The following is a 17,555-nucleotide window of genomic DNA, read 5'->3' as shown; positions in this document are numbered from 1 at the left end:
CCCATGCTCCCCGTCGCGCTCTCGCCGGAGACCCGCGCCACCGCCCTGGCCCGCCTCGAGCAGGACCGTCTCGACGTCCTGGTGATCGGCGGCGGGGTGGTCGGCGCGGGGGCTGCGCTCGACGCCGCGACCCGCGGTCTGAGCGTCGGCCTGGTCGAGGCCCGCGACTTCGCCTCGGGCACCTCGAGCCGCTCGTCCAAGCTCGTCCACGGCGGTCTGCGCTACCTGGAGATGCTCGACTTCCGGCTCGTCGCGGAGGCGTTGAAGGAGCGCGGCCTGCTGATGGAGCGGCTGGCCCCCCACCTCGTCCGGCCCGTGCCGTTCCTCTACCCGCTGCAGCACCGCGGGTGGGAGCGGCTCTACGCCGGGTCGGGCGTCGCGCTCTACGACGCGCTCTCCAAGGCCAGCGGCAACGGCGCCGGCATGCCGCTGCACCGCCACCTGACGCGGCGCGGCGCGCGTCGGATCTTCCCGTCGCTGCGCAAGGACGCCCTGGTCGGGGCGCTGCAGTACTACGACGCGCAGGTCGACGACGCCCGGCACACGATGTTCATCGCCCGCACCGCGGCCGCCTACGGCGCGCACGTGGCCTCGCGCACCCGCGTGGTCGGACTGCTCCGCGAGGGCCAGCGGGTCACCGGCGCCGAGGTCGTCGACCTCGAGACCGGACGCACCATCCAGGTCCGCGCCGCGCAGGTCGTCAACGCCACCGGCGTGTGGACCGACGAGACCCAGTCGCTCGCGCACGAGCGCGGACAGTTCCAGGTGCGGGCGAGCAAGGGCATCCACCTCGTGGTGCCCCGCGACCGCATCCGCGGCGACTCCGGCCTGATCCTGCGCACCGAGAAGTCGGTGCTCTTCGTCATCCCGTGGAAGCGCCACTGGATCATCGGCACCACCGACACCGACTGGGCGCTCTCCAAGGACCACCCGGCCGCGAGCGCGAGCGACATCGACTACGTGCTCGAGCACGTCAACCGCGTGCTCGAGGTGCCGCTGACCCACGCCGACGTCGAGGGCGTCTACGCGGGCCTGCGGCCGCTGCTGGCGGGGGAGAGCGACGCGACCTCGCAGCTCTCCCGCGAGCACGCCGTGGCGCACACGGTGCCCGGGCTCGTCGTCGTCGCCGGCGGCAAGTACACGACCTACCGGGTGATGGCCCAGGACGCCGTCGACGAGGCCGTGCACGGCCTCGAGGGCACGCTCGGTCGTCGCGTGGGCCCGTGCGTCACCGAGGACGTGCCGCTGCTGGGCGCCGAGGGCTACCAGGCGCTGTGGAACCAGCGCCACGCCCTCGCGGAGCGCACCGGCCTGCACGTCGTCCGCATCGAGCACCTGCTCGAGCGGTACGGCACGCTCGTCGGCGAGGTGCTCGCGCTCGGCGACGACGACCCGTCGCTGCTCGAGCCGCTGCCCGGCGCCGACGACCACCTGCGGGCCGAGATCGTCTACGCCGTCACGCACGAGGGCGCGCGTCACCTCGACGACGTCCTGACCCGCCGAACCCGCATCAGCATCGAGACCTTCGACCGCGGCACCCTCGCCGCGCCGCACGTCGCGGCGCTGATGGCCGGCCCGCTCGCCTGGGACGACGCGCAGCGCGAGCGCGAGGTCGAGCACTACGTCAAGCGGGTCGAGGCCGAGCGGCAGAGCCAGCAGATGCCCGACGACGAGACCGCCGACGCCGCCCGGATGGGCGCCCCGGACGTGGTGCCGGTGACGACCGCGGGGGAGTAGCCCTCAGGCGCCCGCGGCCTCGCGCAGCAGGTGCAGGCAGCAGACGACGGTGCGCCGACGGATCAGCGCGCGCGAGCCCCCGAGGCGGAGCTCGCGATGCACGATCCCGTCGGGCCCGGCCAGCGCCACGTGCACCAGGCCGACCGGCTTCTCCGGCGTGCCGCCGCCGGGGCCGGCCACGCCGGTGATGCCGATCCCGAACGTGGTGCCGAGGCGGCGCCGGGTGCCGGTGGCCATCGCCTCGGCGACCTCGCGGCTCACCGCGCCCACCCGCTCGATCAGCTCGGCGGGCACGTCGACCTCGGCGGTCTTGGCCTCGTTGGCGTAGGTGACGAAGCCGCCGGTCAGGTAGGCCGACGAGCCCGGCCGGTCGGCCAGCCGTCCGGCGAGCAGCCCGGCGGTGCACGACTCGGCGGTGGCCACCGTCGCGCCGCGGGCGAGCAGCGCCTCGGCGACGACGTCGTCCAGCGAGCGGCCGTCGTCGGCGTAGAGCCGCGTGCCGAAGCCGGCATGCAGGGAGGCCAGCAGCGCGTCGTAGGCCGGCTGGGCGGACGGCGCGAAGCGCGTGACCACCTCGAGCTCGCCGTCGCGCACGCACGTGGTGACCTCGAGCCCGGCGTCGGCGAGCGATCCGTGCTCGCGCTCGTGGTCGCGCAGCAGCCCGGCCAGCTCGGCCTCGGGCGGCCCCCAGATGCGCACCTGCTCCTGCCGCAGCTCCTCGGCGCGGTCGAGCACGGCGCGCACGGGGGCCGCGTCGAGCGCCTCGCGCCACATCGGCTGGAGCTCCGAGGGCGGCCCCGGCAGCACCACCACCGGAGGCCCGTCGGACGAGGTGACGACCAGTCCGGGCGCCGTGCCGACCGGCCCGAGCACCACGGCCGCCTCGGGCACCAGCGCCTGCTTGCGCACCGAGCGCTCGACGACGTCGGCGGCCGGGCTCCAGCCGCGGCGCGCGTTGAGGTCGGCGACGATCGCCCCGATCCGCGCCTCGAGGGCCGCGTCGAGGGCCACGGGGCGCCCCTGCACGGCCGCGACCACCTCGGCGGTGAGGTCGTCCTCGGTGGGCCCCAGCCCGCCGGTGGTCAGCACGAGGTCGTGGTCGGCGAGCAGGAAGCGCAGCGCGGCCTCGAGGTCGTCGCGCCGGTCGCCGACCACCACGGTGCGCCCCACGTCGACGCCGACCCGACGCAGCTCCTCGGCCAGGAACGGCCCGTTCAGGTCGGTGACACGGCCGGTGAGGACCTCGGTGCCGGTGATGACGATGCCTGCGCGGACGCTCATGGCGCGATCGTAGGCAGGCGGGACGACCCCGCCCGACACTCCGGGGGAGAGGTCAGCGGCGGCCGACCAGGCCGCCCTCCAGGGCTCGCCGCACCACGGGCTCGATCGCGTCGGCGAGGCCCTCGTAGCCGGCGTCGTTGGGGTGGAAGAAGTCCGCGGCCACGAGGCCCTTCCACGAGCGCGGCCCGTCGACCCGCAGGTCGACGAGCCGGATGCGTCCGGCCGCTGCGGCGGCGTCGATCCAGCGGTTCGCCGCGCGCGCGGCCGGACGGGGCTGGGGGAGGGACGCGACCACGGCGCCGTCCGGGAGTCTGTCGACCAGCTCGCGCATCGCCTCCGGCAGCGCCTCGGCGTGGCGTCGCCGGCCGAACAGGTCGTTCGACCCGATCACGACGGCCACGCCCGCCACCTCGCCGCGCGCGAGCAGGGCGTCCAGCACGGGCAGCTGCTGCTCGAGCACGTCGGGCACGCGGGCGCCGGTGGCCGACAGGTTGACGATCTGCTCGTCGCGTCCGGCGTCCTGGAGCCGCCGCGCGACGACGCCGGCCCACCCGTGCCGATGGGTCGTGCCGCCGACGCCCTGCGCCATCGAGTCGCCGAGCGCGACCCAGCGCCGGCCCGGGCGGGCGAGCACGTCGAGGTTGTCGGCGTGCCAGGCGTCGGCGTACGGGTCGGCCTGGGCGCGGACCTCCCGGACGCCGCGCAGCACCGTGCCGAGCAGCCGCACCACCGGCCCGGACGGCCGCCCGGTGCGGTTGGCGTAGACGAGCTGGTAGGGCGTCGGCTCCACGGCTCAGGCGTCGACCGCGACCAGCGGGTGGATGGCGACGTCGCCGGCCAGGGCGCCGCCGAGCACCGTGAACGCCTCGGCGATGTGCGGGGCCTTCATGTGGGCGTCGAGCGCGGCCTGGTCGGTCCACTCCTCGACGGTGACGAACGTGCCGGCGGCCGCACCGGACTCGAACAGGTCGTAGACCAGGCAGCCGTCCTCCTGGCGGGTCGCGGCGACGAGGGTCTGCAGGGCCGCACGGGCGGCCTCGACGGACTCGGGCTTGATCGGGATGGTGGCGATGACGCGCAGGCTCATGCCGCGATCGTAGGGACGCGCGGCAACCGGCGCACCGGCCCGCTCACCCGCGCGCCGCGCGGACGAGCTCGCGCACCTGGGCTGCGGCCCGCAGGCCCGAGCGACGCGCCCCGTGCACCGTGGCGAAGGAGTGGACGTCGGTGGCCTCCCCGGCCAGCACGACCCGGCCGTCGATCGGCTCGGCGAGCGCGCGACGGTCGTCGGGGGAGGAGCCCACGGCGTGGAAGGAGTACGACCCGCGCGCCCACGGGTCCTCGGCCCACCGGGTGATCCGGTGAGCGAGCGGATCGGGGACGCGCCCGAGCATCGCGCGCAGACGGTCGAGCGCCTCGCCGAGCAGCTCGTCGTCCGTGCGCCGCTCGCCGGCGCGCGCCCGCTCGCCGGCGCTGAAGCCCATGAGCAGCGGCTCCCCGCTCGGGCCGGCGAGGTCGACCCACTGCGTCCACCGTCCCGCGGCGGGGTCGTCCGCACCGGGGAGGTGCTGGAGCCAGTCCGTGTCGGGCCAGAAGCGCCGCGGCATCCGGAGCACGACCTTGTCGAGCGCGCCCGTGCCGAGCCGCTCGACCGCTCGGGCCACCGCGGGCGGCGGATCGGTGCGCAGCTCTAGGTCCCCGCGCTGCAGCACGCCGAGCGGCAGCGTCACCACGGCGTGGTCGGCGCGAAGCTCGGCCGTGTCGGTGCGCACGACCACCCCGCCGTCGTCCCAGCCCAGGGCCCGCACCGGCTGCCCCAGGCGCACGTCCAGCCCGCGCGCGAGCGGCGCGAGCAGACCGACGTAGCCGTCGGGCAGCAGCAGGTCGGGTCCGACGAGCGTCGCGTCGGCGTCGAACCACCGCGCCGACAGCTCGGACGCGGGTCCGGCGTACTCCTGCTCCAGCTCGTCGAGCACCGCGGGCAGCAGGCGGCGCTCCGCCGCGTCCAGCCGGCCGAGGCCGCGCGCGACGACCGTGGCGACGTCGGCGTCGTCGGCGTCGCCGGCCTCGCCGTCCTGGTGCCGCGCGATCGCGGCAGCCGCCCGCTCCGAGAGCCGGTCCAGTCCGAGGAGGACGGCGTCTCCCGCCACCCCGCGGTCCCGGTCGTAGACGGTGACGTCGTCGGGGTCGCTGACCACGGTGCGCGCGCCGACGCGACGGGCGAGGTCGGTGAGCGGGTTGCCGCGGGAGCCGTGGATCCACGAGGCGCCGAGGTCGACGGGCGTCGAGCCGAGTCGCGTGGTCCACACGCGTCCGCCGATGCGATCGCGGGCCTCCAGCACGACGACCCGGTGCCCCGCGTCCGCCAGCGCGCGGGCGGCGGTCAGCCCGCTCGCGCCCGCGCCGACCACGAGGGTCGTCGGGCCGTCGTCCGCGGTCCGCACGCAGGCGGCGAGGGAGGGCGCGGCCAGCGCGCCGACCAGCGCGGCACGGCGGGTGATGCCCATGGCGGCTCCTCGACGACGAGCGGGACGACGTCCGGCGCGGGGCGCTCGGCCCGTGTCAGGATGGCACGTGCTCGCCGGTCGCCGCCCGTCGCTCGAACGGGCCGCCGCGTCGTCGGCGCTGCGGGCCGAGATGATCGGCTCGCTGTCGCTGCTGCGGGTGCTGCTCGCCTTCTACGTCGTCTACCTCGACCTCGACCGGCTCGACCGGTTCGCGCGTCCCGGCGTCGCCGTGGCCGCCGTCGTGGTCGTGCTGGGCTGGACGGCCTTCACGGCCGGTGCGTACCGGAGCCGACTGCGTCGGACGGTCTGGCTCCCGCTGGCCGACCTGACCGTCACGATCGCGCTGGTGCTGCTCAGCATCGTCTCCCACGGCCCCGTCATGCAGGCGGCCAACGGGCCGACGCTCGTGTCGTACTGGGCGTGCGTGCCGGTGCTGATGATCGCGGCCTCCTGGGGCGCGGTCCCGGCCTTCACGGCGGCGGTGGCGGTCTCGGCGGCCGATCTCGCCTACCGCGTCGACGTCACCGCGGGGGTCCTGAGGACCCTGATGCTCCTGCTCATCGCCTCGGTCGTGCTCGGACTCGGTGCGCGGCTGGTCGATCGCGCCGCGGGCGTCGAGATCGAGGCGCAGCGGCAGGCGGCCGCGTTCGCCGAGCGCACCCGGGTCTACCGCGACATCCACGACGGCGTGCTCCAGGCGCTCGCGCTCACCCATCGGATCGCCGGAGCGCACGCCGCCGACCACCCCGACCTCGCCGCCGTCGCCGGGGAGGCGCGCACGCAGGAGCAGGCGCTGCGCGAGCTGATGGCGCGCAGCGAGGCGGTCGACGGCTCGCTGGTCGTCCCGGCGCCGATCGACGAGGAGGCGCCTGCTGCCGTCGACCTCGCGGCCGCTCTGGCCGCCCTGACGACGGGACGGGCCGAGGTCGAGCTCGCGACGCCGGCGGGGGAGACCCTCGTGCCGTCCGCCGTGGCGGCCGAGCTGATCGCCGCGGTCGGCGAGGCGCTGGCGAACGTGGCCGAGCACGCCGGCCCCGGCGTCCGGACGTGGCTCCTGCTGGAGGACGATCCCTCCGGGGTGACGGTCAGCGTGCGCGACGACGGCCCCGGCATCCCCGTCGGTCGGCTCGACGAGGCCGAGCGCACCGGGCACCGGGGCGTCGCGCACTCGATCCGCGGTCGGCTCGCCGATCTCGGGGGAGCGGCGCGCCTCCACACCGGAGCCGGCGGCACCGAATGGGAGCTGCACGTCCCACGCGCCAGGCTGGAGGGCCTATGAGCGACCCCACGATCGACGTCGGCCCGGCAGCCGAGCCGGCAGACGATCACGGCGCGGGACGTCCGCTGCGGGTGATGGTCGTCGACGACCACCCGATGTGGCGCGACGCCGTCGGACGCGACCTCGAGTCGGCCGGTCTGGAGCTGGTGGCCACGGCCGCCGACGGTCCCAGCGCGGTCGCGCGAGCGAGGGCGACGCGGCCGGACGTGCTCGTCCTCGACCTCAACCTGCCGGGGCTGGACGGCGTCGGCGTCACTGCCGCCGTCACCGCGAGCCTCCCCGACACCCGGGTGCTGATCCTGTCGGCGTCCGGCGAGCAGCAGCACGTGCTCGACGCGGTCAAGGGCGGGGCGAGCGGCTACCTGGTGAAGTCGGCGTCCTCCGACGAGCTGCTCGCCGCGGTGCGGGCGGTGGCGGCCGGGGAGACGGTGTTCACGCCCGGTCTGGCCGGGCTGGTGCTGGGGGAGTACGGGCGGCAAGACGCCGACGGCCCTCGGCTCACCGAGCGCGAGACCGAGATCCTGCGTCTGGTGGCCAAGGGCCTGGGGTCGAAGCAGATCGCAGAGCGGCTGGTGCTCTCGCACCGGACGGTGCAGAACCACACGCAGAACACCCTGCGGAAGCTGCAGCTGCACAACCGGGCGCAGCTGGTGCGGTACGCGATGGAGCGCGGCCTGGCCGACTGAGGGCAGCCGACCGCACCGGCCTCAGCCGCGACGTGGCTCGATGCCCCGCAGCGCCAGCCAGGCGACCGGGGCCCACCACACGACGTAGGCGGAGAGCATGCCGAACGCGATCCGCCCGGGCTGCTCGGAGAGCCCGATCACGCCGATCGCCTGTGGCGCCAGCGTCAGGCCGTGGACGATCTGCACGCCGGCGGACAGCCACAGCACGAGTCGCAGCCCGGCGCGACCTCGCAGCGTCCACGAGCCCAGGGCCAGGGCGGCTGCCAGCGCCCACGGGAGCACCAGCCGCCTCCACGAGTGGAGGGAGGCGAGGAGCGCCCACCCGGCCAGGCCCGAGGGCACCAGCAGGAGGACGAGGTGGTAGATCGCCAGGCCCAGGGCGCCGCCCACGGTGAGGAGCAGCCCGAGGACGCGGGCGCGGGCCACGGTGCGCTGCTCCCAGGTCCCGCGGACCCGCGCCGCGGCCAGGTCCGGTCGATCGGTGTCAGACATCGACGTCCCTCGCGATGACGATCCCCATCGGAAGCCAGACCAGGAGGGCGTCGATCATCAGCAGCGCGGTGGCTGCCGGGTCGCCGTGCGCGGCGAGGAGACTCGCGCCGATCGGGGGCACCGACAGCAGCGCCGAGCCGACGGCGATCGTCATGACGAGCGTCGCGGCCGTGCCTGACGTCCGGACCAGCAGCGTGGCGAGGACCAGCGCCGCCGCCGGCAGCAGCCACAGCGGGGAGAGGAACAGGACGAGGAGCCCGCCGAAGCCGGACCAGGCGTCGGGCCCGAGCGTCGGGTCGGCCCGGTCGGCGAGGCTCGAGGCCGGCAGGTAGAGCGCGACGGCGGCTAGACACCCGACGTAGGACAGCAGGGCGAGCCAACGGCACTCGCACAGGCGTCGAGCGTCCTGCTCGGACGTCGTCTCGTAGCGAGGGGTCGCCGTTCGCGAGCTCATCGGTCGGCTCCGGTGATCAGGAGGCCGAGCAGGGGAGCGGCGGCGACGAACGCGGCGGAGGTGGCCAGGAAGGCCACGACGTCGGATCCCGAGGCCACCTCCGGCGTGCAGCGCAGCAGCGCGGTGGCGCCCAGGGCCGCGCTGATCGACGCCGTCAGCCACAGGCCGATGCGCGTCGTGCGCACCGTCCGACCCGTCACGGCGAGCGTCAGGCTCGCCAGCATCGGCGTCAGGGCCACGGTCAGCGTCGCGAGGGCGAGGTAGAGGGACAGGTCGGCGTCGGACCGGCCGGCCGCGTGGAGCGCGGCGACGTACAGGCCGGCGGCGGGGAGGAGCGCGGCGGCCGAGAGCCAGGTCAGCAGCCGGAGCCGAGCGAGGTGACGCTCGGTGGTGCGGGCCGGCCGGACCGGCCGACGGACGGGGGCGTGGGTCGTCGTCATCGTGACCTCAGGCGCTGCGCTGCTGGTCGAACGGCGTGGCGAGGAGGTCGTGCTCGGCGAGGAGCTTGTCGACCCGGGCCTGGTCGAGGCGGGAGGCGATGTACTTGTCGTCCTGCGCGTCGCGGATCACCTTGGCCAGGGTGAAGGAGGAGGAGACGAGGAAGAGCCCGGTCATCGCGAGGAAGCCGCGCGTCCACGGGTCGACCGGGACGTAGAGGATCGCCCAGACGAGGCCCAGGAGCGAGACGCCGAAGGAGAGGCCGGCCTGGAGGGCGAAGGCGGGGGTGTTCTTGGAGGGGGCGGGAGCGGTCATGGTCGTGGTCCTTGTCGTGTCGGCCACCGCTGGTCGGTGGACTCGGTGACAACCCTCGTCGTCGCCGGCGCCCGACACATGGGTGCAGATACTCAACTCGTCCCTCGCGACGCCTCCTGATGCGGCTAGGTTCGGTCCACGCATCCGTCGGGAGGGGATTCCATGAGGCCGCGCCGCGTCCTGCTGCTCGTCGTCGTGCTGCTGGTGGCCGTCGTGGTCGGGGCCGTACTGCGCTTGGTGATCGACCGTGCCGGGTCGCCGAGCGCGGCCGACACGGCGAGCGAGGCGTGCCCGTCCGCCAGCTCGATCCCGACCGGCGATCGCGTCGCCCTCGCCGCGCGCTCGGAGGGCCGCACGGATGTCCTGTGCACCTACGTCTCCGACGGCCGCGCCTTCTGGTGGACGTCCGGGACGCCGGTGACCGCATCGGAGGCCGACTGGCTGCAGGGCCAGGTGAGCGACATGACCCGAGGGCCCGGCGCAGGACTCGGCCCCGGACTCGGCACTGCGCTCGGCGCCGCATCCGACTTCGTCGGGTGTTCGGGCGACGTCCTGGCGCAGCCCCAGCGTCCGCTGCGCCGTTCGCTGCTGTTCATCGACGACGCGACGCCCGTTCTCGTGCTGGAGGACGGTGGCAGGTGCGGCTTCCTCAGCGCGGCGATCGCTCAGAAGGGCCGCACGGCTCGGTTGGTGCCGACGACGACGTCGTCGATCGACGACCTGACGCGAGGTCTGCACAATCTGACATAATGTCGCTTATCGGCGAAGTGAGGTCGTAGAGTTCAAAGTCGGCTGCCGCCCTCGGCCCACCCCTCACGGGCAGCACGAACAATGCGTCGGACCAGCCGGACAAGCGCGGCGGGTGATACGACCACGACGACCACCACGATCTTCACCACCAGGGCCAGTCGCTCGTCATCGATCCGTGCGACGACCAGCGTCGCAAGCCATCCGATCGTGACGACGATCGCCGCGCGCAACCACGGGCCGCGCCGGCCACCGACAGCAGTACGGATGCTCTTGGCCAGACGTTGGCGCGTGCTGCGGCGTCGCGCTCGGGTCGACGTCATCCGACCCGGCGTCGGGGCAGCAGTTCCACGCAGATGCCCACCAGCAGGCGGATCACGAAGCCGAGGACGACCAGCGGCGTGGCCGCCAGGATCAGCACCAGAGCGGCGCCGGCGACGACCTCGGAGTCGATCAGCGCGCCGAGGCAGACCAGACCGAGCAGCATGATCGTGAGGCCGAGCTCCCAGCCGAGCGGTCGTCGTCGCATGGGCAGAGCATGGCAGCACGTCAGGCGGTGGGCCAGGGTCTCCTAGGCTCGGACCATGGACGTGCTCGACCTGCCCGAGACCGACGATGGCGGCACCGCCGCCGACGTCTACCTGGTCGGCATCGAGCCCCGGCGCCGAGGGCGGGCGCGGACCATCGTGTACGCCGTACTGGACCTCTGGTGCGCGATGTCAGGCGGGACGATGGAGCTCAGTCGCGGCATCGACGTCGTCGTCCGGCGGCGGGACGAGGGGCTGCTGGTGCTGACGCTCCCCGAGCGCGACCCGTCGGCGGCCGCGTTCACCCTCGAGCGGCTGCAGGAGCAGCTGGCCGGGTCGACGCCGGCGGAGTTCCGCGCTGCGTGGGGTCTCGACTGATCCGGGACGCCCCGCCGGACCCTCAGCCGACCGGACCGCTGAACCCGCTGGCCGACGGCGGCTGGTCGTGGTCGCTGGCGCGTCGCGTGTCGGGCGCCGGGTGCTCGAGCTCCTCCAGTCGGGCTCGAGCGCGCGCGTTGGCGACCACCGCGACGACGACGAAGCCGATCAGGGCGAGGGTGATCAGGAGCACCATGCGATCAGCCTAGGGCTGACGCCTCACATGCGGTCGATCAGATCTGCGATCGGGCGGGGCACGTCGTCCAGCGGGACGGCCTCGGCCAGCAGCCGGGCGTACCGCGCCTTGTAGCCGGAGCGGGCGGCCACGAACCGGTGCAGCTGGCGATGCTGGCTCCAGTCGCGCTGGAGCGGTTGGCGCTGGAGGCGCCGGAACGCCCCGAGGTCGCCGTGCTCCCCCATCACCTCCAGCATGCGACGCTCGCCCACCGCGCGGATCAGCTCGTCCTCGAGGTCGTCGACGCAGGCGAAGAACCCGAGCTGCTCGAGCCCCAGGGCGTCGTCGACCGGCCCGAGTCCGACGTCGGCCAGCGCCCGCGCCACGTGCTGACGCTCGGCCACGTCGTACAGGCCGCTGATGCCCCAGCCGACCCGATCGACCAGCGCCTCGCGCACCTGGCGTCGGAGGTTGGTCGCTCCCCCGAGCACCCGCACCTCGACCCCTTCCGTGGCGAGGTCGCGACCGAGTCGTCTCGCGATCGTGGTGACGGCGATGCGGTCGCTCTCGCCCTCGACCAGCACGAGGCGCGACGACGACACCCGTCCAGTCTGCCGAGCGGCCCTCGGCGGCGGATGCGGGAGGCTGCTGGAGGCTGCGGGATCAGAGCAGCCAGGCGGCGTAGAACACGCCGAGGCCGAGGGCGACGAACGCCCCGGCGACGATCCAGAACCGGATCACGACGGTCGCCTCGTCCCAGCCGGCGTGCTCGAAGTGGTGGTGGATCGGTGCGATGCGGAACAGCCGCCGACCGTGGCCGGTGAGTCGCCGGGTCGTCTTGAACCAGCCGACCTGGAGCATCACGCACGCCGTCTCGAGCACGAACAGGCCCGCGATCAGCGCCATCAGCAGCTCGGTGCGGGAGAGGATCGCGAACCCGGCGAGCGCTCCCCCGATGGCCAGCGAGCCGACGTCGCCCATGAAGATCCGGGCCGGCTTGGCGTTCCACCACAGGAACCCGACGCACGCCGCGCTGATCGCCGCCGCGAGCACCGCGAGATCGAGCGGGTCGCGGACGTCGTAGCACTGGGCGACCACGACGTTCGGCCGGCTCGAGCCGCAGCGCTGGTTGTTCTGCCAGACGTTGACGAACACGTAGGCGCCGATGACCAGGATCGACGCGCCCGCGAGCAGGCCGTCGGCGCCGTCGGTGAGGTTGGCGGCGTTCGACGTCGCCGCGACGATGAACCAGATCAGGAGCAGGGTGGCCACCAGCGGCAGGCGCACGCCCCAGTCGTGGGTGGTGGAGAGGTAGGTGGACGCGGGGCGGACTCCCCGCTCGTCGGCGAAGGCCTGCGTGGCGAGGAGGCCGAAGGCGAGGGCGACGACGGTCTGCCCGGCCATCTTGGCCCGGCTGCTCAGCCCCTGGTTGTTCTGGGAGACCACCTTGATCAGGTCGTCGAGGAACCCGACCAGACCGCACCCGACGAACAGCAGCAGGAGCAGCCAGGCGCTGGCGCTGGGCGCGATGCCGGTCGCCGCCCGAGCGAGCAGGTAGGCCATGGTGGCGGCCAGCACGATGACCAGGCCGCCCATGGTCGGGATGCCGCGCTTGACGTGGTGCGTGGTGGGGCCGTCGGCGCGGATCGGCTGCCCCCAGCCGCGGCGGCCGAACCAGCCGATGGCGTACCGGGTGCCGAGCAGGGACAGGACGGTGGCGAGCGCTCCGGCGAGCAGGATCGCGCGCATCGTCATCTCCGGCGAGTCGGGGTCAGGGGGTGCCGTCGGGTCGGCGGGGCCATCATCCCCGGCCCCCCGGACAGCGTCCGCGTCGGCGCGCCGGAACGGCTCAGCCGTCGACGTACCGCGCGAGATGCTCGCCGGTGACGGTGCCCGCGGAGGTCAGGGCGGCGGGGGTGCCCGTGAAGACGACGCGGCCGCCGTCGTGACCGGCGCCCGGGCCGAGATCGATCACCCAGTCGGCGTGTGCCACGACCGCCAGATGGTGCTCGACGACGATGACCGACCGGCCGCCGTCGACGAGGCGGTCGAGCAGCGCGAGCAGGTGCGCGACGTCGGCGAGGTGGAGGCCGGTGGTCGGCTCGTCGAGCACGACGACTCCCCCGGGCTCGGCCATCCGCACCGCGAGCTTGAGTCGCTGGCGCTCGCCGCCGGAGAGGGACGAGAGCGGCTGGCCGAGGGTCAGGTAGCCGAGCCCGACGGCCACGAGCCGCTCCAGGATCGTGACGGCGGCCGGCACCCGGGAGTCGGCGGCGGAGAAGAACGCGAGGGCGTCGTCGATCGCGAGCTCGTGGACGTCGGCGATGGAGAGACCGCCGAGCAGCAGCTCGAGCACGGCCGGCTGGAAGCGGCGGCCGCCGCAGTCGTCGCAGGGGGTCGAGACGGTCTCCATGAAGCCCAGCTCGGTGTCGATGACACCGGATCCGTGGCACGTGGGGCAGGCTCCCTCGGAGTTCGCGCTGAACAGGGCCGGCTTGACCCCGTTGGCCTTGGCGAAGGCCTTCCGCACGGGCTCCAGCAGGCCGGTGTAGGTGGCCGGGTTGCTGCGGCGGGATCCGCGGATCGCCGTCTGGTCGACCACCACGACGTCGTCGCGTGCGGCGATCGAGCCCTGCACCAGCGAGCTCTTGCCGGAGCCGGCGACGCCGGTGAGGGCGCACAGCACGCCGAGTGGGAGGTCGACGTCGACGTCGCGGAGGTTGTTGCGATCGGCTCCCCGGATCTCCAGGACGCCGCTCGGCGTCCGGGTGCGCGGCTTGAGCCGGGCCCGATCGGCCAGATGCCGGCCGGTGAGGGTGTCGGAGGCCCGCAGCGCCTCGACCGTGCCCTCGAAGCACAGCTCGCCGCCGCGAGCCCCGGCACCGGGACCGAGGTCGACGACGTGGTCGGCGATCGCGATCGTCTCGGGCTTGTGCTCGACGACGAGCACGGTGTTGCCCTTGTCGCGCAGCCGCAGCAGCAGTCGGTTCATCCGGTCGACGTCGTGCGGGTGCAGTCCGGCGGTGGGCTCGTCGAACACGTAGGTGACGTCGGTGAGGGCCGAGCCGAGATGACGGATCATCCGCAGCCGTTGGGCCTCTCCCCCGCTGAGGGAGCCCGAGGGTCGGTCGAGCGCGAGGTAGCCGAGGCCGATCTCGACGAAGGAGTCGAGCAGGTCGAGCAGGGCGCGCCGCACCGGCGCGGTCGACGGCTCGTCGAGGTCGCGCACCCAGGCGGCGGCGTCGCCGACCTGCCAGGCGCACACGTCGGCGATCGACGCGCCTCGGACGCGACTCGAGCGCGCCGCCTCGCTCAGCCGGGTGCCGTCGCAGGCGGCGCACCGGCCGACCGTCGCCGCCCGCTCCACGAAGGCCCGCACGTGCGGCTGCAGCGAGTCGGGGTCCTTGGCGAACATCGAGGCCCGGATCTTCGGGATCAGACCCTGGTAGGTGACGTTGACGTTCTCGACCCGCACCTTGCGCGTCGCGCCGTGCAGCAGGTCGTCGCGCTGCGCCGTGGTGAGGTCGCGGATCGGGACGTCGGGCGGCACGACGGCCTTGAACGCCGCCACCATCCAGCCGTCGGCGGTGTAGCCGGGCACCAGGATCGCGCCCTCTGCCAGCGAGCGGCTCTCGTCGACGATCACCGAGAGGTCGAGCGCGGAGACCGTGCCGCGACCCTCGCACTCCGGGCACATGCCGCCGAGGTACACGACGTCCTTCACGGTGGCCCGCTCGATCCGGCCGCCGGCCCGCTCGGTGGACATCACCCCGCTCGCCCTGCGGGTCGGGACGTTGAAGGAGAAGGCCGTCGGAGGCCCGACGAAGGGCTCACCGAGCCGGCTGAAGAGCGTGCGCAGCAAAGGGTGCGCGTCGGTGACCGTGCCGACGGTCGAGCGGGCGTTGGCGGCGAGCGGCTCCTGGTCGACCGCGATCACCGGCGTCAGCCCGTGGAGCGCGTCGACCTCCGGACGGGCCGGCTGCGGCATGAAGCCCTGGACGAACGCCGGGTACGTCTCGTTGATCAGCCGCTGCGACTCGGCCGCGATCGTCCCGAACACCAGCGAGCTCTTGCCGGAGCCGGAGACCCCGGTGAACACCGTCAGGCGACGCTTGGGGACCTCCAGGCTGACGTCGCGCAGGTTGTGCTCGCGGGCGCCCTCGACGCGCAGGACCTCGTGGAGGTCGGCGGGGTGCGCCACCGACTCAGCCCATCGTCCGGGCGCCGTCGAGGGTCTCGCGGATGATGTCCGCGTGCCCGGCGTGCTGCGCGGTCTCGGCGAGGACGTGCCACAGGACCCTGCGGACGGTCCAGGACGCTCCCGGCTCGAACCACGGCGCCGCCGGCAGCGGGTGGGCGACGCCCAGGTCGGCGCCATCGAGGAACGCGTCGGTGGCCGCGGCGACCTCGTCGTACCGGGCCAGGAGCGCCTCGAGCGTGTGCTCCGGGCCGAGCACGAACCGGGTGTCCTCGCCGGTCCAGCCGTCGGAGCCGGGCATCGACCCGGTGCGGCAGAAGCCGATCCACATCTCCTCGGTGTCGGCGACGTGCTTGAGCAGGGACGCCAGCGAGAGGCTGCTCGCGGTGGGCGTGCTGCGCGCGGCGGCGTCGTCGAGGCCCCGGACGGTCTGTCGCAGGAAGCCGCGGTGACGGTGCAGCGTGGCGGCGAGGTCGGCGCGCTCGCGCTCCTCGGGGCTGTCGGTGCGATCGGTGCGGGTCGTCATGGCGGGCTCCCCTGGCTGGGACGAGGTGGACGGTCCGCACGCTAGCGGCGGCCGCCGACACTCCGCAGCCGTCGGGCCGGCTCCCCCGCGCCGCCATGACGGCACTACGCTGCTGTGACCCGGGCCACAAGCCCGACGTCCATCGATCCGAGCCACCACCCGCGGCTCCCGTCCACCAGGGGTTCATCCATGACCCAGCACGTCCAGCAGAGCGCGCAGAGCGCTCCGACCCGTCCCGACCTCCTCGACGCCACGCGCGAGCACGAGCAGGTCGTCGTCGCGAACGACCCGGCCTCGGGGCTGCGCGCCATCGTGGCCATCCACTCCACCGCCCTCGGCCCCGCGCTCGGCGGCACCCGCTTCTTCCCCTACGCCTCCTCCGCCGACGCCCTCGCCGACGTGCTCGACCTGTCGCGCGGCATGACCTACAAGGCCGCGCTCGCCGGGCTCGACCTCGGCGGCGGCAAGGCCGTCATCGTGGGCGACCCCGCCGCGGTGCGGGCTCGCGGCGGCGAGGAGGCCCTCCTCCGCGCCTACGGCCGGTTCGTGGAGTCCCTCGGCGGTCGCTACCGCACGGCCTGCGACGTGGGCACCTCCTCCCCCGACATGGATCTCATCGCCCGCGAGACGCGTCACGTGACCGGCCGCACCGTGGCCCTCGGCGGCGCCGGCGACAGCTCGGTGCTGACCGCCTTCGGCGTGCACCAGGGGCTGCGCGCAGCCGCACGCCACGCCTGGGGCACCGAGTCGCTGGACGGACGCCGGGTCGGCGTCGCCGGCGTCGGCAAGGTCGGGCGCCACCTCGTCGGCCTGCTCCTGGCCGACGGAGCGCGCGTGGTGATCACGGACGTCGCGCGGGGTGCCGTCGACCGGGTGCGCGAGGAGCACCCCGAGGTGGAGGTCGTCGCCGACGCCGCGGCGTTGGTCGCCGAGCCCCTCGACGTCTACGCGCCCTGCGCGCTGGGGCATGCGCTGACCGACGAGGTGGTCGAGACGCTCAGCGCCCGGATCGTCTGCGGCGCCGCGAACAACCAGCTCGCGCATGCGGGCGTCGAGAAGACGATGCTCGAGCGCGGCATCGTCTACGCCCCGGACTACTGCGTGAACGCGGGCGGGCTGATCCAGGTGGCCGACGAGCTGGACCCGTCCGGCTTCTCGTTCGAGCGGGCGCAGCAGCGGGCCCGGGGCATCCACGCGACGACGGCCGCGGTGCTGGAGACCGCGGCGTCCGAGGGCGTCTCCCCCGCGCTCGCCGCCGACCGGCTGGCCGAGCGACGCATCCGCGAGGTCGGTCGGCTCCGCGGCATCTGGATCGGCTGATCGACCCGGGCCGGAGCCACGAGCCGGGTCGGGCGGCCCACCTGCGGGTGGGCCGCCCGACCGCGGGCGGCCCCACGGTCCGTCCATGAGCGCCTCACGCACCGCCGGCCGCCTCGTGCTCGGCACGTTCATGGTCACCGCCGGAGTCCTGCACCTGACCGCCAAGCGGCAGGAGTTCCAGGCCCAGGTGCCCGACTGGTTCCCCGTCGACGCCGACGTCACCGTGCTCGCGTCCGGCGTCGTGGAGGTGGGACTCGGCGCGGCGTTCGTGGCGCTGCCCCGTCATCGCGGACGGGTCGGGGCGCTGCTCGCGCTCTTCTACCTCGCGATCTTCCCGGGCAACATCGCCCAGTACGTCGAGGGCACGGATGCCTTCGGCCTCGACTCCGATCGGGCACGGCTGATCCGACTGTTCTTCCAGCCGGTGCTGATCGCCTGGGCGCTCTGGGCCGGCGAGACCCTGAGGGGTCGCGCCGACCGCAGGTGAGGCGACGC

Annotated in this window: 22 protein-coding genes; 7 read left to right on the top strand and 15 right to left on the bottom strand. The window is 74.3% G+C overall.

Annotated features, from left to right (window positions below):
- The first annotated feature begins 3 nt into the window (after positions 1-3).
- Positions 4-1,737, top strand: a complete 1,734-nt coding sequence (locus K8Z61_RS05900) for a glycerol-3-phosphate dehydrogenase/oxidase (RefSeq protein WP_224127367.1) — start codon at positions 4-6, stop codon at positions 1,735-1,737.
- A 3-nt stretch (positions 1,738-1,740) separates the two neighbouring features.
- Here K8Z61_RS05900 and K8Z61_RS05895 read toward each other — a convergent pair whose 3' ends face one another.
- From K8Z61_RS05895 to K8Z61_RS05880, 4 genes are read right to left on the bottom strand one after another with little or no spacing between them, the layout of a single operon-like run.
- Positions 1,741-3,018, bottom strand: coding sequence for a competence/damage-inducible protein A (locus tag K8Z61_RS05895; RefSeq protein ID WP_224127365.1), 1,278 nt, complete (start codon positions 3,016-3,018; stop codon positions 1,741-1,743).
- Between the two features lie 52 nt (positions 3,019-3,070).
- Positions 3,071-3,808: an SGNH/GDSL hydrolase family protein gene (locus tag K8Z61_RS05890; RefSeq protein ID WP_224127363.1), complete on the bottom strand. Its 738-nt coding sequence runs from the start codon at positions 3,806-3,808 to the stop codon at positions 3,071-3,073.
- Between the two features lie 3 nt (positions 3,809-3,811).
- Complete coding sequence (locus K8Z61_RS05885) at positions 3,812-4,105, bottom strand: putative quinol monooxygenase (RefSeq protein WP_224127361.1); 294 nt, start codon at positions 4,103-4,105, stop codon at positions 3,812-3,814.
- Between the two features lie 43 nt (positions 4,106-4,148).
- Positions 4,149-5,525, bottom strand: coding sequence for an NAD(P)/FAD-dependent oxidoreductase (locus K8Z61_RS05880; protein ID WP_224127359.1), 1,377 nt, complete (start codon positions 5,523-5,525; stop codon positions 4,149-4,151).
- A 67-nt stretch (positions 5,526-5,592) separates the two neighbouring features.
- Here K8Z61_RS05880 and macS point away from each other — a divergent pair, with 67 nt between their 5' ends.
- Complete coding sequence (gene macS / locus K8Z61_RS05875; protein ID WP_224127357.1) at positions 5,593-6,804, top strand: MacS family sensor histidine kinase; 1,212 nt, start codon at positions 5,593-5,595, stop codon at positions 6,802-6,804.
- Between the two features lie 74 nt (positions 6,805-6,878).
- Entirely contained in the window at positions 6,879-7,490 is a 612-nt protein-coding gene (locus K8Z61_RS05870; protein ID WP_224127631.1) for a response regulator transcription factor, read from the top strand.
- Positions 7,491-7,511: 21 nt separating this feature from the next.
- Here K8Z61_RS05870 and K8Z61_RS05865 read toward each other — a convergent pair whose 3' ends face one another.
- Genes K8Z61_RS05865 through K8Z61_RS05850 form a run of 4 tightly spaced genes read right to left on the bottom strand, consistent with a single transcriptional unit; the run spans position 7,512 to position 9,189 of the window.
- Positions 7,512-7,982, bottom strand: coding sequence for a hypothetical protein (locus K8Z61_RS05865; protein WP_224127356.1), 471 nt, complete (start codon positions 7,980-7,982; stop codon positions 7,512-7,514).
- Positions 7,975-8,436 (bottom strand): hypothetical protein, encoded by a 462-nt coding sequence (locus tag K8Z61_RS05860; protein ID WP_224127355.1) that lies wholly within the window; start codon positions 8,434-8,436, stop codon positions 7,975-7,977. The genes K8Z61_RS05865 and K8Z61_RS05860 overlap by 8 nt, the downstream gene beginning before the upstream one ends.
- Positions 8,433-8,876 carry a hypothetical protein gene (locus K8Z61_RS05855; RefSeq protein WP_224127354.1) on the bottom strand — a complete coding sequence of 148 codons (444 nt, stop codon included), beginning with the start codon at positions 8,874-8,876 and terminating at the stop codon, positions 8,433-8,435. The genes K8Z61_RS05860 and K8Z61_RS05855 overlap by 4 nt, the downstream gene beginning before the upstream one ends.
- A 7-nt stretch (positions 8,877-8,883) precedes the next feature.
- On the bottom strand, positions 8,884-9,189 hold the full coding sequence (locus K8Z61_RS05850) for a YiaA/YiaB family inner membrane protein (RefSeq protein WP_224127353.1): 306 nt from the start codon (positions 9,187-9,189) through the stop codon (positions 8,884-8,886).
- Between the two features lie 195 nt (positions 9,190-9,384).
- Here K8Z61_RS05850 and K8Z61_RS05845 point away from each other — a divergent pair, with 195 nt between their 5' ends.
- The gene (locus tag K8Z61_RS05845) at positions 9,385-9,939 is read left to right on the top strand and encodes a hypothetical protein (RefSeq protein ID WP_224127351.1); all 555 of its coding nucleotides are present in this window, start codon (positions 9,385-9,387) and stop codon (positions 9,937-9,939) included.
- A gap of 32 nt (positions 9,940-9,971) precedes the next feature.
- Here K8Z61_RS05845 and K8Z61_RS05840 read toward each other — a convergent pair whose 3' ends face one another.
- Positions 9,972-10,259: a hypothetical protein gene (locus tag K8Z61_RS05840; protein ID WP_224127350.1), complete on the bottom strand. Its 288-nt coding sequence runs from the start codon at positions 10,257-10,259 to the stop codon at positions 9,972-9,974.
- Positions 10,256-10,465, bottom strand: a complete 210-nt coding sequence (locus K8Z61_RS05835) for a hypothetical protein (protein ID WP_224127348.1) — start codon at positions 10,463-10,465, stop codon at positions 10,256-10,258. Before K8Z61_RS05835 ends, K8Z61_RS05840 begins: the two co-directional genes overlap by 4 nt.
- Positions 10,466-10,520: 55 nt before the next feature.
- Here K8Z61_RS05835 and K8Z61_RS05830 point away from each other — a divergent pair, with 55 nt between their 5' ends.
- Complete coding sequence (locus K8Z61_RS05830; protein ID WP_224127346.1) at positions 10,521-10,841, top strand: hypothetical protein; 321 nt, start codon at positions 10,521-10,523, stop codon at positions 10,839-10,841.
- Positions 10,842-10,863: 22 nt separating this feature from the next.
- On the opposite strand, the gene K8Z61_RS05825 is transcribed toward K8Z61_RS05830, so the two are convergent.
- The 5 genes from K8Z61_RS05825 to K8Z61_RS05805 all read right to left on the bottom strand — a co-directional run bounded on the left by K8Z61_RS05825 (position 10,864) and on the right by K8Z61_RS05805 (position 15,740).
- Positions 10,864-11,037: a hypothetical protein gene (locus K8Z61_RS05825; RefSeq protein ID WP_224127344.1), complete on the bottom strand. Its 174-nt coding sequence runs from the start codon at positions 11,035-11,037 to the stop codon at positions 10,864-10,866.
- 23 nt (positions 11,038-11,060) lie between these two features.
- A complete protein-coding gene (locus tag K8Z61_RS05820) occupies positions 11,061-11,618 on the bottom strand; it encodes a TOPRIM nucleotidyl transferase/hydrolase domain-containing protein (protein ID WP_224127342.1) in 558 nt (185 codons plus the stop codon).
- A gap of 61 nt (positions 11,619-11,679) precedes the next feature.
- Entirely contained in the window at positions 11,680-12,765 is a 1,086-nt protein-coding gene (gene mraY, locus K8Z61_RS05815) for a phospho-N-acetylmuramoyl-pentapeptide-transferase (RefSeq protein ID WP_224127341.1), read from the bottom strand.
- Positions 12,766-12,865: 100 nt separating this feature from the next.
- Positions 12,866-15,217, bottom strand: a complete 2,352-nt coding sequence (locus K8Z61_RS05810; protein ID WP_224127339.1) for an excinuclease ABC subunit UvrA — start codon at positions 15,215-15,217, stop codon at positions 12,866-12,868.
- Positions 15,218-15,221: 4 nt separating this feature from the next.
- On the bottom strand, positions 15,222-15,740 hold the full coding sequence (locus K8Z61_RS05805) for a DinB family protein (RefSeq protein WP_224127337.1): 519 nt from the start codon (positions 15,738-15,740) through the stop codon (positions 15,222-15,224).
- 189 nt (positions 15,741-15,929) lie between these two features.
- Here K8Z61_RS05805 and K8Z61_RS05800 point away from each other — a divergent pair, with 189 nt between their 5' ends.
- Entirely contained in the window at positions 15,930-17,060 is a 1,131-nt protein-coding gene (locus K8Z61_RS05800) for a Glu/Leu/Phe/Val dehydrogenase (RefSeq protein WP_224127336.1), read from the top strand.
- Between the two features lie 85 nt (positions 17,061-17,145).
- Positions 17,146-17,547, top strand: coding sequence for a hypothetical protein (locus tag K8Z61_RS05795; protein WP_224127335.1), 402 nt, complete (start codon positions 17,146-17,148; stop codon positions 17,545-17,547).
- Positions 17,548-17,555: the final 8 nt, after the last annotated feature.

It is taken from the genome of Nocardioides sp. TRM66260-LWL (genome assembly GCF_020075545.1).
Taxonomy (GTDB): Bacteria; Actinomycetota; Actinomycetes; order Propionibacteriales; family Nocardioidaceae; genus Nocardioides.
The sequence above is the reverse complement of the archived record's forward strand: the minus strand, read 5'-3'. Positions and strand labels throughout refer to the sequence as shown.